This is a genomic window from Aquisalinus flavus, from assembly GCF_014640095.1.
Classification (GTDB): domain Bacteria; phylum Pseudomonadota; class Alphaproteobacteria; order Caulobacterales; family Parvularculaceae; genus Aquisalinus; species Aquisalinus flavus.
On record NZ_BMGH01000001.1, the window covers coordinates 429,445 to 443,269 of the forward strand.

The window sequence follows — 13,825 nt, forward strand, 5'->3', positions numbered from 1 at the left end:
AAAAAGCAGCAATACGGGAACTTTTGCGTCAGCCCGGTTTCGAGAAATCCGGCTTGCGCTTCTGCAGGAAAGCCGACACCGCCTCGCGCATTTCGGCCGACTTGATCCGTTCACCGAATTTCACGATCTCTTCGCGCATCAGCGCTTCCATGCCCGGCATGTGATCGCCCTTCATCAGGCGCTTGGTCTGGCGCACCGCTTCGGGCGGGCGTTCGGCAATGCGCCTTGCGACCGCCAGCGCCTGGTCGGTCAGGGCGCCGGGAGAGACGACGCGGTTGATCAGGCCGAGCTGCTCGGCGCGGGTCGCCGTCATCCGGTCGCCGGCGATCAGGAATTCCGCCGCGCCGCGCCAGCCTATCGCCGCCGGGAAGAGCTGCGAGGAGCCGGCCTCCGGTACCGCGCCGAGATTGACGAAAGGGGTCTGGAAGGTCGCGCCGTCGGCGGCAAGGATGAAATCGAAATGCAACAGCAGCGTCACGCCGATGCCGACTGCCGGGCCGTTGACGGCGGCAACCAGCGGCTTGTCGCAGCGCGCTGCCGACATCATCAGGCGGAAGGTCGGAAAGGATTCCAGGTCGTCCGGTTCCGGCGCAAAGAATGATGCCATGTCGTTCCCGGCGGTGAAGGTGTCGCCGCGGCCTTCCAGAAGCAGCACGCGCAGGCGGTCATCTTTTTCGAATCGTTCGAAGGCATCGGCGAGCGCCCTGTACATCTCGGGCAGGATCGCATTTTTCTTTTCCGGGCGGTTGAAGGCGATCCGCAGGATGCCGTCCTGGGTCGTGATATCGATCTGCTCGCTCATGGCAATGTCCCCGCAAGGGGTCTCCTTCAGGTCGTGTCTGGTCCGTCCCTACTTGACGCAGTGGGGCAGGTGGAGGCAAGGCTTTGTGGCAGTTGGCAGCACGGGAGAGGGCGGCGGCGCATGAAGATCGCGATTATCGAGACGGGCATGCCGCCGGAAGGCCTCGACGAGGCGCATGGCACCTATGCGGACATGTTCCGCGCCATGCTCGCGCCGTATTTCCCCGCCCTCGAAACGACGGATTATCCCGTCTACAGGACTGGCGATCTGCCCGATCCTGGCGCTGCCGATGGCTTCCTCATCACCGGCTCACCCGCCGGGGTGTATGAGGATCATGACTGGATAGAGCCTCTGGCGGCCTTCATCCGCACCGCGATCGCGGCGGAGACGCCGGTCGCGGGCATCTGCTTCGGCCACCAGATCATGGCCCATGCTTTCGGCGGCACGGTGCGCAAGTCCGAGAAGGGCTGGGGCGCGGGCATCCACACCTATGAGATGATCGAAACAGCCCCGTACATGGTCGGGGAGGCGTTGCCGCGAATTGCCTGCGCCGTCTCCCACCAGGACCAGGTGATCGACGCCCCGGCGAACGCCGTGCGGCTCGGCGGCTCGGCCTTCTGCCCCAATGGCATACTCTCCTATGCCGGCGGCAGGGGGCTGTCCTTCCAGATGCATCCGGAGTTCACCCATGATTACGCGCTCGCGCTGCTGGAGCTTCGTTCCGACCGAATCCCGGACGAGGTCCGCTCGCTGGCCAGACCTGGCCTTGCCCACGGCTCGGACCGGGAGACCATCGCCCGCTGGATCGCCACTTTCTTCAACACGGGAGCCTGACCATGGCCGAAAATTTCACCCTCATCATTGGCAACAAGAACCTGTCTTCCTGGTCGCTACGGCCATGGGTGCTGATGACCCATTTCGAGATCCCCTTTACCGAAAAGATGATCCGCCTCGACCAGCCGGACAGCCGCGCGACGATCAAGGATGTGTCGCCCTCCGGTCTCGTGCCATGCCTCATCCACGAGGACACTTATATCTGGGACTCGCTCGCCATCGCCGAATATCTGGCCGAACTTTACCCAGACAAGCATTTGTGGCCTCGCGGACAGAAGGCACGCGCACTGGCCCGCTGCCTCGCTGCAGAAATGCATTCAGGCTTTTCCAGCCTTCGCGGCACCTGGCCGATGGATTTCGTCAAGGAAGGCAAGGGCCTGTGGGGCGGGCCTGGCGTGAGGAAAGACATCACCCGCATCGTCACCCTGTGGGAGGACGCGCTGGAGCGCCATGGCGCATCGCTGGGCGGGCCGTTCCTGTTCGGGCGGTTTTCCATCGCCGACGCCATGTATGCACCGGTCGTCTCGCGCTTCCGCACCTATGGTCCGCTCAGGGTGTCAGAGCCAATCGCCAATTATCTCGAAGCGATGTGGACCCTGCCGGCGATGCAGGAATGGGGCGAGGGCGCCAAAAAGGAAGCGGACGCCGGCTGGTACAGGGGCTGACACAGCCCGCCCTGCGGCAGATTTGCACCCGGAAAAGTGCAATTGATAATCGCTTGCATTCTCATTTTTTATCCTGCATGACGTCACCTCGATTCAGCACGAAGTGTTTTAAGGGGCGACGTCATGCGGTTCTACAAATCCGGATTATTCATTGCTACGTGCGCCAGCGCGCTTCTCGCGGCGCCGGTTGCAGCGTTCGCCGAAGAAGCGGTTGCTGCGGCGACAGGCGCCGAGACCGAGGATACGACGCAGATTATCGACCGAATCATCGTTGTCGGCTCGCGCAGCGACGCAGCGAACATTGCCGGCTCGGCAACATTCATCGACGCCGAGACACTCGCCAAATTCAGCTATGGCGACATCAACCGGATATTGCGGCAGGTGCCGGGCGTCTACATCCAGGAAGAAGAGGGCTTCGGCCTGCGGCCGAATATCGGCATCCGCGGATCGGGTAATGACCGCACGTCGAAAGTTGCCCTTATGGAAGACGGCGTGCCGATCGCGCCGGCCCCCTATTCTGCGGCGGCGGCCTATTACTTCCCGACCATGGCGCGCGTCCATTCCGTGGAAGTTGTGAAGGGCCCGGGCGCAATCAAATACGGTCCGCAGACCGTGGGCGGCGCAATCAACCTCTTCTCGACGCCGATCCCGGAGCGCGAGCAGGGGCTGGGTGGATTCGTCAATGCCTTTGCCGGGGAGGACGGCTTCATGCGGGTCCACGGACAGGCCGGCGGATGGATGCCTGCCGGCGAGGCCCTGGAAGTCGGCGCCTCGCTTGAGTATATCCGCGACGAGAGCGATGGCTTCAAGACGCTCGATTCCGGCGGCCCGACAGGCTTCGAGATCGACGACTATGTGGCCAAGCTGGCGCTCCGCTCAGGCGAAGGCGTGGCCATGCCGCAATCGCTGGAGCTGAAAATCCAGAATTCCGACCAGGTCTCCGACGAGACCTATCTCGGCCTGACCCTGGCGGACTTCAACGCCGATCCCTATCGCCGCTATAGCGGCAGCCAGCTCGACCAGATCATGGTCGATCACAAGACCTGGCAGGCTTCGCACCGCATTGCCTTCTCAGATAGTATCGACCTGACAACGATCGCCTACAAGACCGAAACGCAACGCGCCTGGTACAAGCTGCAGGACGTTCTCGGCGGCGACGGGAGCTACAAGTCCATAGCGGGCGTGCTCGGCGACCCGACCGGCGCCAACGCCGAGGCCTATGACAATCTCGTCGGTGCAGCGGGATATGTCAGCCCGGACGACGCCTTGCGGGTCCGCAACAACAACCGCGCCTATGAGGCACGAGGCATTCAATCCGTGCTCGGACTGAGCGGCAGTTTCGCCGGTGCGGACCACCAGGTGGAAATCTCGGTACGCTATCATGAAGACGAGGAAGACCGGTTCCAGCAGCAGGACGGCTACCGGATGGACAATGGCGCCATGGTGCTGACCACGGATGCGGCGCCGGGCAGTCAGGCCAACCGGCTCGGCGAAGCCGAGGCGCTGGCGGTCTTCATCAGGGATACGATCGACTGGGGCCGTTTCACCTTCACGCCCGGCCTGCGCTATGAAAAGATCGATCTGATGCGCACAGACTGGGCTGGCGATGATCCTGACCGCACCACACCCACGAGGGTTCGCGAGAGCAGCATCGACGTCGTCATCCCCGGTGCCAGCCTTCTTTATAGCGTCACCGACAAATGGCAGCTTTTTGCCGGCGCCCATAAGGGCTTTTCGAACCCGTCGCCCGGTTCGACGGCGGATGAGGAAAGTTCCTGGAACTACGAAGGCGGTATGCGCTTCAACGCCGACCCGGCCTATTTCCAGCTTCTCGGCTTCTTCAGCGATTACTCCAATCTTCTGGGCACCTGCACCGCCTCGACCGGCGGCGGCTGTACGATCGGTGATCAGTTCGATGGCGGTGAAGTCGACATCAAGGGCTTCGAACTGACCGCCGGATATGATGCGGGACAATTCTTCGAGCTTCCCGTGTCGGTGCCGCTCTCGGTGAACTACACTTATACCGACGCCGAGTTCAAAACCGGCTTCGCCTCCGATTTCGAACCCTGGGGAGATGTGACGCAGGGCGACGAATTGCCCTATCTGCCCGGCAGCCAACTTACGCTGTCGGCGGGGATCGAAACCGCAAAATGGCGTGGCACGCTTGCCATGAACCATGTCGGCGAGGCCCGCGCCGTTGCCGGCCAGGGCGCCATTCCGGCGTCGCAGGCAATCGATGCCCGGACGCTGTTCGACCTTTCCGGCGAAGTCATTCTGACCGAATGGGCCTCTCTGTTTGGCAGCGTCGAGAACCTGACCGACGAGACCTATCTCGTATCCTTCGCACCGGCCGGTGCCCGTCCCGGCAAGCCGCGCACGGCGTTTGCGGGCGTGAAATTCACCTTCTGACGGACCGTCCCTGACAGGGATCGTCAACAACATGGCAGCGATGCGCTACAAACGCGTCGCTACTTTCATGCCATGGCGATCAAGCGCGGTCACAGAATGACGCCCAATGAACATGCCGGTTGCGGAGCGGGAACCGGCACCATGAGCGACGCCGGTATCACGCTCACGCGCAGCGCGAGCAGCGGCCCTTGATCTCCAGCCTTGCCGCTTCCATGCGGAAGCCTTTTTCGGCAACCACCGCCTTGATGTTCGATTCGACCGACGGCGTGGCGGACACGCCGGTGTCGATCTCCTCCACGTTGGAACAGCTCTCGCAGACGAGAAATGACTGGATCTGGTGCGGCTGATCGTGATTGCACAGGACATAGGCGTTCAGCGCATCGAGCTTGTGGACGAGGCCCTTGCCCTCGAGCCCTTCGAGCGCGCGGTAGATGGTCATCGGCGCGCGCACGCCCTTGGATTTCAGGATGTCCAGAAGGTCATAGGCCTTCAGCGGCTGCCCGGCCGACTTCAGCGCGCTGTAGACCAGCGCCTCGTTCTTGGTGAGCGAACCCATGAAATCGTCGTCGTGGTGGTCATGTGCCATCAGTGTGTCCCCGTGTCTGTTTCCTCATGTTATATCAATGTTATATCATGGTTGGGGTCGCGCCATAAGAGGGGAGGACACAAAAAATCCCGTCTATGGGGAAAACTATCTTTCCGGCGCTTTTGGCCGAGCGTCGCGGTGCGACCATTCGGCGTAGCGAAAACATGCATTTTTCTTGACGGATTTTGGCATAATCTATAACTAGAAGCCAACCACGGCGGTATGTTCAGCCTGACGGGCTCTCCTTGCTGACCCTGAGGCTATGGCTGCCGTAACGAAAACAGGCGACATCACTACACCGCACGATGACCGTCTCACACAAACAGATTGTGTGCTGGCGCGCTTCTGGCGGTTTTTTGCGCCCATAAAAAAGATATATGACGACCCGAGACTGATCGTAACAGAGCGGCCTAACTGGATAGAGTAATACGTGACTGACAAACGGAATTTTATCGGACTTTATGATGCGGATGCGGACCATAGCGCCTGTGGCGTCGGCTTCCTGACTCGCAAGGACAGCGTTCAGAGCAATGACGTTCTCGTCAAGGCGCACCAGGCCCTGTGTTCGATTCCCCATCGCGGCGGCATGAGTTCCGAGGGCGTCGGCGACGGGGCCGGTGTCTCCATCGACCTGTCGGAGAAATTCTTCCGCAAGATCGCCGGCGAGCCGGAGATGTGTCTTGGCGATTTCGGCGTCGGCAATTTCTTCATGCCCGATGACCGGACCATGCACGAGGAGGCGGCTGCCCTGATCGACGAGGCGCTTGCCCGTCAGAACATCGAGGTCATCACCATTCGCGATCTGCCGGCGAACATGGCCGCGCTGCGCCCGGCTGCCCGTCATCACCAGCTCAATATCCGCCAGTGGATCTTCCGCTGCCCGGAGGCGGCGAAGGATGAGGATGGTCATGCTTTCGATGCGCTGATCTACCAGGCGCTGCTCGAGATCGAACAGGTCGCCTATACAGACACGCGCTTCGCCGGTCTCTATCCCCTGTCGATGAGCGCCCGCACGCAGGTGCTGAAAGGCCGCTTCAACTCGCACGAGATCATTCCCTATTTCGACGATCTCGCCGACAGCGATCACGAGATCAATACGATCTTCTTCCACACGCGGTTCTCGACCAACACCGCGCCGCATCCGATCATGGCCCAGCCGTTCCGGCTGATGGCCCATAATGGCGAGCTCAACACCGACAAGAAAAACCGCCTGTCGGAGGATGCCATCGCCCGGATGAAGGGCCGCCGCATCATCTCGCCGAAAGGCCAGTCGGACTCCGCCCGCCTCGACCAGACGCTTTACCGCCGCACCATCGAGGACGGTCTCGACCTCGTCACTGCCGTCGTCGCGATGATGCCGCCGGCGTGGGAAAACGATTCCCGCTATTCACCGGAAGTGCGCGCCATGCTGGAATATTTCTCTCTCTATGAGGAAAAGAATGACGGCCCGGCGGCGCTGATCTTCGGCAATGGCAAGGTTGTCGGCGCGCGTCTCGACCGTCTTGGCCTGCGCCCGCTGCGCTCCGTGGAAACGCAAGACTATCTCTGCGTGACGTCGGAGGCCGGCCAGATCGATTTCCCGCCCCATGATGTGATCCGCCGCGGCCGAATCGAATCCGGCGGCATGCTCTGGTACAGCCATGCCGAAAAGCGTGCCTACAACTCGTTCGAAACCCTGGAAATGCTGGCCACGCGCGAAAACTATGCCGAGCTTCTGGCACGCAGCCGCACCAATCTGATCGACCTGCCGCCGGCCCCGGAAGAGGCCTATGCGGACGATCCGGATTTCACCATTGCCCAGCGTTTCGTCTCCTGCGCCCTGAACCAGGAGAGCTTCAAGTTCATGCTCGACCCGATGCTGCAGTCAGGCTCGGAAAAAGTCTCCGCCATGGGCTATGGCGCGGCGATCAATGCCCTGTCCGACCAGGAAGGCGGCGTTGCCAAATTCATCTCCCAGCGCTTTGCCCAGGTCACCAACCCGCCGCTCGATTCCATGCGCGAGGCCGATGGCATGACCCTGCGCGTCGCGCTCGGCCCCAAGCCGTCCTTCAACGTCTTCGATACCAAGCAGATCGTTGTCGAGACACCGATCCTCAAGTCCGGCGACCTTGCCAGGATCCGCATGCAGAAGGATGTCACCGTCGAGCAGATCGATATCTGTTACGAGCCGGTCTATGGCGACACCACGAAGAACGCCGCGGCGATCCTCGGCGCCATGGAAAAGGTCTTTGACCAGGTCGAGGAAAAAGTCCGCGCCGGGGCCGGCATTATCGTGCTCAGCGATTTGTGCATGAGCGCCAGACTGGCGCCGCTGCCGGGGCTGCTCGCCGTTGCCGGGGCCAATCAGCGCCTGATCCAGAAGGGCCTGCGGTTCTCGGCCTCCCTCGTGCTGGAATCCGGCCAGTTCGCCTCGTCCCACCATGTCGCTGTGGCGCTCGGTTTCGGCGCATCGGCGATCTGCCCTGTCAGTGTCTTCTGGCGCGCCCAGCAGAAATTCCCCGACGATGTCGAACGCGCGATCAACCGCTTCGTCAAGGCCGCCAACAAGGCGCTGATGAAGACCATGGGCAAGGTCGGTCTGTGTACGGCGGAAAGCTATATCGGCGGTGAATTCTTCGAGCCGAACTTCCTCGACACCAGCGATCCTGTGCTGAAGGAATTCTTCCCGAATATGGTCTCGCCCGTCGGCGGCGTCGGCTTCGAGACGATCGTGCGGTCCTCTGCCGACTGGCACGAGCGTGCCCGGCGCGTGCGCAATGAAGACGAGATTCCGCTGCTCGGCCTGTTCAAGGAGCGCGCCGAGGGCGCGGGCCACTCTTACGGCACGACCGCCGTGCGCGGCTTCGTCGAGATGACGGAAGAGGCAATTGCCATCCCCGCCAGGCGCGAGCCGGAGGACGACACGCTCGAACCTGCCAATGACGAAGATGCCGATTCCATGCGGCTTCTCACCCTGCAGGGCCTGAATGATTCCTTCGGGATGGACGCCGAAAGCTATAAATTTTCCGGTTTCGGCCGCCGCACGCCGGATGAGATCAACGCCCAGGACATCACCCCGCGCTATCGCGAGTTCATCCGTATCCTGACTGAAGAGCGCAACAAGCGCCCTGCCGCCCTGCGGGATGTGCTCGGCTTCCCGGCCGACATGCGCTTTTGCACCACCGAAGAAGAGTTCGAGGACGAGCTCTCCAGACATGACGTCAAGGGCAATGAGAGCTTCCTCGTGCGCGGTCTTGACTGCCGCCCCGAAAGTGACGGCGTCTTCGAGCTGAAGCTCACTGGCCAGCTGTCGACGGACTATGCCCGGCTGACCGTGCTTGCCCATGCGATCCGCAACCGCTTTGGCGATGACATCCTCTATGCCAAGCATGTCGACGACTATGTCGAGTTGCAGGCACAGGGGTCAGCGCTGTATTATTTCACTCATCTCTATTCCGCGCCCGGTACCGTTGCGTTGGACGAGGTCCAGCCGGCGTCTGAAATCACCAGGACGCTCGCCTCCGGCGCGATGAGCCATGGCGCGCTCGTCGCCACGGCGCACGAGGCGGTCGCCCACGGTACGAACATCGCCGGCGGGCTGTCGAACTCGGGCGAGGGCGGGGAGCATTTCTCCCGCTACGGAACGATCCGCGCCAGCGCGATCAAGCAGCTTGCCTCTGGCCGCTTCGGCGTCTGGGCCGGCTATCTCGCCGATCCGAATCTGAAGGAACTCGAAATCAAGATCGCCCAGGGCGCCAAGCCCGGCGAGGGCGGGCAATTGCCGGCCCAGAAAGTCACCGTCGAGATCGCCGCGGCCCGTGGCGGCACGCCCGGGGTCGAGCTCGTCTCGCCGCCGCCGCACCACGACACATACTCGATCGAGGATCTCGCCCAGCTGATCCACGATGCCAAGGCCGCCCGCGTCCGCGTCATCGTCAAGCTGGTCTCGTCCGAAGGTATCGGCACGATTGCCGTCGGCGTCGCCAAGGCGGGTGCCGATGTCATCAACGTCGCCGGCAATACCGGCGGTACCGGCGCTGCTGCCGTGACCTCGCTGAAAAATACCGGCCGCGCGGCAGAGATCGGCATTGCCGAGGTGCACCAGGCGCTGTGCGTCAATGGCATCCGTCAAAAAGTCATCCTGCGTGCCTCCGGTGCCCACCAGACCGGTTCGGACGTGGTAAAGTCGGCACTCCTTGGCGCGGATTCCTTCGAATTCGGCACGACAGCGCTGATGATGCTGAAATGCGTCATGGCCAAGAACTGCAACGTCAAATGCCCGGCGGGCCTGACCACCAATCCGGAAGTGTTCGACGGCGACCCGCGTGCCCTGGCGCAATATCTGATCAACCTTGCCCATGAGGTGCGCGAGCATCTCGGCCGTCTCGGCCTGCGCTCGCTGCGCGAGGCTCGGGGCCGCTCGGACCTCCTGCATCTGCTCAGCCATCCGTCCACGGTCGGCCAGCTTGACCTCAGGGCCATGCTGCACCCGGTCGAGGAAGTGCGCGTCGAAAAGCCGGTCTATCTCGAGGCCAATTTCGACGTCGATGACATGATGATCGAGCGTATCGAGCAGGCGCTGTTCCGGGATGGCGAGGAGAGCATCACTCTCAAGGGACCGGAATTCGTCCTGTCCAACCCGAACAAGACCGTCGGCGGGCAGATGTCGATCGACCTGGAGCGCATCCTGCAGCACCAGATGGATCAGGAAACCGCCGACAGGCTGCCTGCGGTCAAGACCGACGACCGCGGCCGCCGCTTCCTCGAACCGGACACGATCCGTATCGAGACGACCGGATCGGCCGGCCAGTCCTACGGCGCCTTCGTCAATGACGGCGTCCTGATGATCCACACCGGCACGGCCAATGACGGCGTCGGCAAGGGGCTTTCCGGCGGTACGCTCGCCATGTCCTCGCCCGGTGGCGGCAATTGGGAAGAGCAGGGCGGCAACGTTCTTATCGGCAATTTCGCCCTGTTCGGTGCGACCGGCGGCAAGCTGTTCGTCAATGGCGAGGCGGGCGACCGCTTCGCCGTCAGGAACTCCGGCGCCGTTGCCGTGGTCGAGGGCGTTGGCGACTTCGCCTGTGAATACATGACCAACGGCACGGTCATCAATCTCAGCCATTTCGGCAAGGGGATGTGCAATGGCATGTCCGGCGGCTTCGCCTTCCAGTACGACCCGGAAGGCCTGCTGGAGCATAGCTACAGCGCTGACTCCGTCCTGCTGCTGAACCTCGGCGATGCGACCGAGGAAGCCGCCATCATGCGCGAAAGCGTGGTGATGCTGCTGGAAGAGCATGTCAAGCTGACGAACTCTTCCCGCGCCAAACGCATCCTGAAGAACTGGGATACCGAGGCACGCCATTTCCGCTACCTCCTGCCGCGCGCGCTTGCCGGCAGCCAGAACACCTATGACATCCTGCGCCATCATTCGCGCAAGCAGATGATCGAGGAAATGGCGACGGCGCTGTGCAAATACCAGCTGCGCAAATTCAAGATCGCCTGGCGCGACGGCCAGAACGTCATGTCCGGCTTCACGCCCGCTTTCGGGTCTGCCGAGGCGAACGAGACCTATGTGCTGCTCAATTCCTACACGGTCATGCATATGGCGACGCGCCTTGCCATGACCCGCCTGCCGGGCCAGCCAGCGCCGCAGGACCCGGAAGTGCAAAAGGCGATGAAGAAGCTGATCCTGACCGAAGACTTCGCGCTGATGCAGCAATTGATGAAATATGCCCGCGCGGCGCTTGGCAATTATTCCGACGAACAGCTCGGCGTGCTCGTCTCCGACAAGCGCCTGAAGGATTACAAGGAAGCGCTCAGCCGGCGGAACGTCCTGTCCATGTATGCCCACGGCACCTATGGCTGGATTATGCTGAAGGACCGGGAGAACCGCGAGCGCCTGTCGCCGCTGCCGGGCTTCGAGGAATTGTTTGCGCGCGAGGCGAGTGTCGATATCGCCCGGGCGGCGAGTTAGGGAGCCGGTCATGGGTGCACAGAACCACAAGCTTTTCGCCAACACGCTGTTCTTTCCGGAGGAGGCACCGTTCTCCCCGGATCAGAAGGCATGGCTTAATGGCTATTTCGCCGGGCTGAACTCACGCCTTGCACAGATGGACGAGGCCGCCCCGGCGCAAGCCCTGAAGCCGGTCCACATTCTCTATGGCAGCCAGACCGGCAATGCCGAGAGCGTCGCCGAGGAAGTCGCGGAGAACGCCAGTCAGTACGGCCTCGCGCCCCATGTCATGGCCCTCGACGATATCGAGATCGCCGACCTGAAGAAGATGGAACGGGTCCTGATCTGCGTCTCCACCTATGGCGAGGGCGAGATGCCCGATAACGCGCAGCTGTTCTGGGATGCGATCCTGTCCCAGACCGCGCCGCGCCTGGAGAAGACGCATTATGCCGTGCTCGCGCTCGGTGATACCAGCTATGACGAGTTCTGCCAGGCCGGCAAGCTGATCGACCTGCGTCTCGAGCAGCTCGGTGCCTATCGCATCGCCGACCGTATCGATTGCGATGTCGATTACGAGGACAAGGCGCAGGAATGGTTCTCCAGCGCCTTGCCGGAGATCTCCAAATTCGGCAAGGAAGCACCCGCAGCCGGTGTGCCGGAAGCCTCCAAGGACGTGCCGGTCGGCGAGACAAAATCCAAACGCGCCAAGTGGAACCGGAAAAATCCGTACACCTCGGTACTCGCCACCAACCGGCTCCTGTCGGGCGAGGGCTCGGCCAAGGAAATCCGCCATTATGAATTCGCCCTTGGCGACAGCGAGATCGAGTATGAGGCAGGCGACGCGCTTGGCGTCATGCCGGTCAACAATCCGGAACTGGCAGACGCGACGATCAAGCGGCTCGGGTTTGACCCGGACGCCGATGCGGGCGATGGCAAGTCCCTGCGCGATGCGCTGATCACAGACTATGAAATCTGCATGCCGTCGCGCGACTTCCTCACTGCCGTCGCCGCACAGGCCGATGACAGCCGCTTGTCGCACATCGTCGACAATAACGACAAGGAAGCGATCGACGATTACCTGTGGTCGAAGGACCAGCTCGACCTGCTCAATCTGTACCCGGTCGTGACCTGGGACCTCCAGCAATATCTCGACCTGCTCAAGCCGCTGCAGCATCGGGCCTATTCGATCTCGTCCTCGCCCAAGGCCGATCCGGACCATATCCATCTCACGGTCGCCTCGGTGCGTTATGACAGCCATGGCCGCCAGCATGGCGGCGTCTGTTCCACCTTCATGGCCGACCGTATTGGCGATCAGGGCACGGCGGGGATCTTCCTGTCGCCGAACAAGGCGTTCCGCCTGCCATCCGACCTCGATGCGCCGGTCATCATGGTCGGCCCCGGCACCGGCATCGCACCCTTCCGCGCCTTCCTGCAGGACCGCGAGGCGGCGGGCGCCAAGGGCCGGAACTGGCTGTTCTTCGGCGACCAGAAGCGCAAGGCGGACTTCATCTACGAGCAGGAAATGCTCGACTGGCACGACAAGGGCGTGCTGACCAAGCTCGACCTCGCTTTCTCGCGCGACCAGGAAGAGAAGATCTATGTCCAGCAGCGCATGAAGGAGAACGGGCCTGAGCTGTTCAAATGGCTGGAAGAGGGCGCCTATTTCTATGTCTGCGGCGATGCGACCCGCATGGCGAAAGACGTCGACGCCGCGCTGCTGAAGATCATCGAGAAGGAAGCCGGCATCAATGACGATGCGGCCTGGGACTATGTCGGCAAGATGAAGAAGGACAAGCGCTATCTGCGCGACGTCTATTGACGGGCTTCCGGTCTGGCGGGTTATCGGCTAGACCGCTTTCATGTCAGAACCATCCAAACCGCTTCTCATCCTCGACATGGTCTCCGATCCTGTCTGCCCGTGGTGCTATGTCGGCAAGCGCTCGCTCGACCGCGCGCTGATGGCATTGTCCTTTTCCAACAATCTGATGGTCCGCTACCGGCCCTATCAGCTCGCGCCCGACGCACCGAAAGAGGGGCGTAACCGCAAGGACTATCTCGCCGCCAAATTCTCCGCCGAGCAGCTCGACCAGATGCACAGCGCCCTGCTCGAGGCCGCCCGCGTCGCCGGCCTCGACCTTGACCCGTCGCTGCCGGAGATCGCGCCGAACACGCTCGATGCCCATCGCGTCATCCGCTGGGCCCATGAGGACAATCTCCAGCGCGACGTGGTCGAGGCGCTGTTCGATGCCTATTGGAAGCACGGCCTCGATCTCGGCAGTCACGAGGTGCTCGCCGCCGTCGCCGCCGAGGCCGGCATGGACAAGGCCGAATTGCTGGCCCGTCTCGGGTCGGTCGAGGATGTCAACGATGTGAAGGAGGAGGCGCAGGCCTTCCGTGCCGGCGGCGTTACCGGCGTGCCGACTTTCATCGTCAACGAGCAGGCCGGCTTTGCCGGCGCCCTGCCGCCGGACCAGCTGCTGGAGACGATCCGCCAGGTCGCCGCGGAAACCGAGCCGCCGGACCTTGAGGATGAGGATTAACCCTCCCGGCATGAGGCTTGCAGCGCTCCGGCGAGTATGGGATTTTTCCTCGAT

General features: G+C 62.3%; 8 protein-coding genes. 6 read left to right on the forward strand and 2 right to left on the reverse strand.

Going from position 1 to position 13,825, the window contains the following annotated elements:
• Positions 1-28: 28 nt before the first annotated feature.
• Complete coding sequence (locus IEV88_RS02025) at positions 29-802, reverse strand: enoyl-CoA hydratase (protein WP_188159623.1); 774 nt, start codon at positions 800-802, stop codon at positions 29-31.
• 120 nt (positions 803-922) lie between these two features.
• On the opposite strand from IEV88_RS02025, the gene IEV88_RS02030 reads away from it, so the two are divergent.
• The 3 genes from IEV88_RS02030 (at position 923) to IEV88_RS02040 (ending at position 4,710) form a co-directional block, all read left to right on the forward strand.
• Positions 923-1,636 carry a type 1 glutamine amidotransferase gene (locus IEV88_RS02030; protein WP_188159624.1) on the forward strand — a complete coding sequence of 238 codons (714 nt, stop codon included), beginning with the start codon at positions 923-925 and terminating at the stop codon, positions 1,634-1,636.
• A 2-nt stretch (positions 1,637-1,638) separates the two neighbouring features.
• The gene (locus IEV88_RS02035) at positions 1,639-2,301 is read left to right on the forward strand and encodes a glutathione S-transferase family protein (protein ID WP_188159625.1); all 663 of its coding nucleotides are present in this window, start codon (positions 1,639-1,641) and stop codon (positions 2,299-2,301) included.
• A 123-nt stretch (positions 2,302-2,424) separates the two neighbouring features.
• Positions 2,425-4,710, forward strand: coding sequence for a TonB-dependent receptor family protein (locus tag IEV88_RS02040; protein ID WP_188159626.1), 2,286 nt, complete (start codon positions 2,425-2,427; stop codon positions 4,708-4,710).
• A gap of 163 nt (positions 4,711-4,873) precedes the next feature.
• Here the strand turns inward: IEV88_RS02040 and IEV88_RS02045 are convergent, their stop codons facing one another.
• Complete coding sequence (locus tag IEV88_RS02045; protein WP_188159627.1) at positions 4,874-5,296, reverse strand: Fur family transcriptional regulator; 423 nt, start codon at positions 5,294-5,296, stop codon at positions 4,874-4,876.
• Between the two features lie 430 nt (positions 5,297-5,726).
• Here IEV88_RS02045 and IEV88_RS02050 point away from each other — a divergent pair, with 430 nt between their 5' ends.
• From IEV88_RS02050 to IEV88_RS02060, 3 genes are read left to right on the forward strand one after another with little or no spacing between them, the layout of a single operon-like run.
• Positions 5,727-11,252 (forward strand): glutamate synthase-related protein, encoded by a 5,526-nt coding sequence (locus tag IEV88_RS02050; protein ID WP_188159628.1) that lies wholly within the window; start codon positions 5,727-5,729, stop codon positions 11,250-11,252.
• A gap of 10 nt (positions 11,253-11,262) precedes the next feature.
• A complete protein-coding gene (locus tag IEV88_RS02055; protein ID WP_188159629.1) occupies positions 11,263-13,050 on the forward strand; it encodes a sulfite reductase subunit alpha in 1,788 nt (595 codons plus the stop codon).
• A gap of 40 nt (positions 13,051-13,090) precedes the next feature.
• Positions 13,091-13,771, forward strand: a complete 681-nt coding sequence (locus tag IEV88_RS02060; RefSeq protein ID WP_188159630.1) for a DsbA family oxidoreductase — start codon at positions 13,091-13,093, stop codon at positions 13,769-13,771.
• Positions 13,772-13,825: the final 54 nt, after the last annotated feature.

What these genes read in the sequence shown, in the direction of transcription:
- IEV88_RS02030 (WP_188159624.1), top strand. Translation starts at nt 923, where the DNA reads ATGAAGATCGCGATTATCGAGACGGGCATGCCGCCGGAAGGCCTCGAC.
- IEV88_RS02035 (WP_188159625.1), top strand. Translation starts at nt 1,639, where the DNA reads ATGGCCGAAAATTTCACCCTCATCATTGGCAACAAGAACCTGTCTTCC.
- IEV88_RS02055 (WP_188159629.1), top strand. Translation starts at nt 11,263, where the DNA reads ATGGGTGCACAGAACCACAAGCTTTTCGCCAACACGCTGTTCTTTCCG.
- IEV88_RS02025 (WP_188159623.1), bottom strand. Translation starts at nt 802, where the DNA reads ATGAGCGAGCAGATCGATATCACGACCCAGGACGGCATCCTGCGGATC.
- IEV88_RS02060 (WP_188159630.1), top strand. Translation starts at nt 13,091, where the DNA reads ATGTCAGAACCATCCAAACCGCTTCTCATCCTCGACATGGTCTCCGAT.
- IEV88_RS02045 (WP_188159627.1), bottom strand. Translation starts at nt 5,296, where the DNA reads ATGGCACATGACCACCACGACGACGATTTCATGGGTTCGCTCACCAAG.
- IEV88_RS02040 (WP_188159626.1), top strand. Translation starts at nt 2,425, where the DNA reads ATGCGGTTCTACAAATCCGGATTATTCATTGCTACGTGCGCCAGCGCG.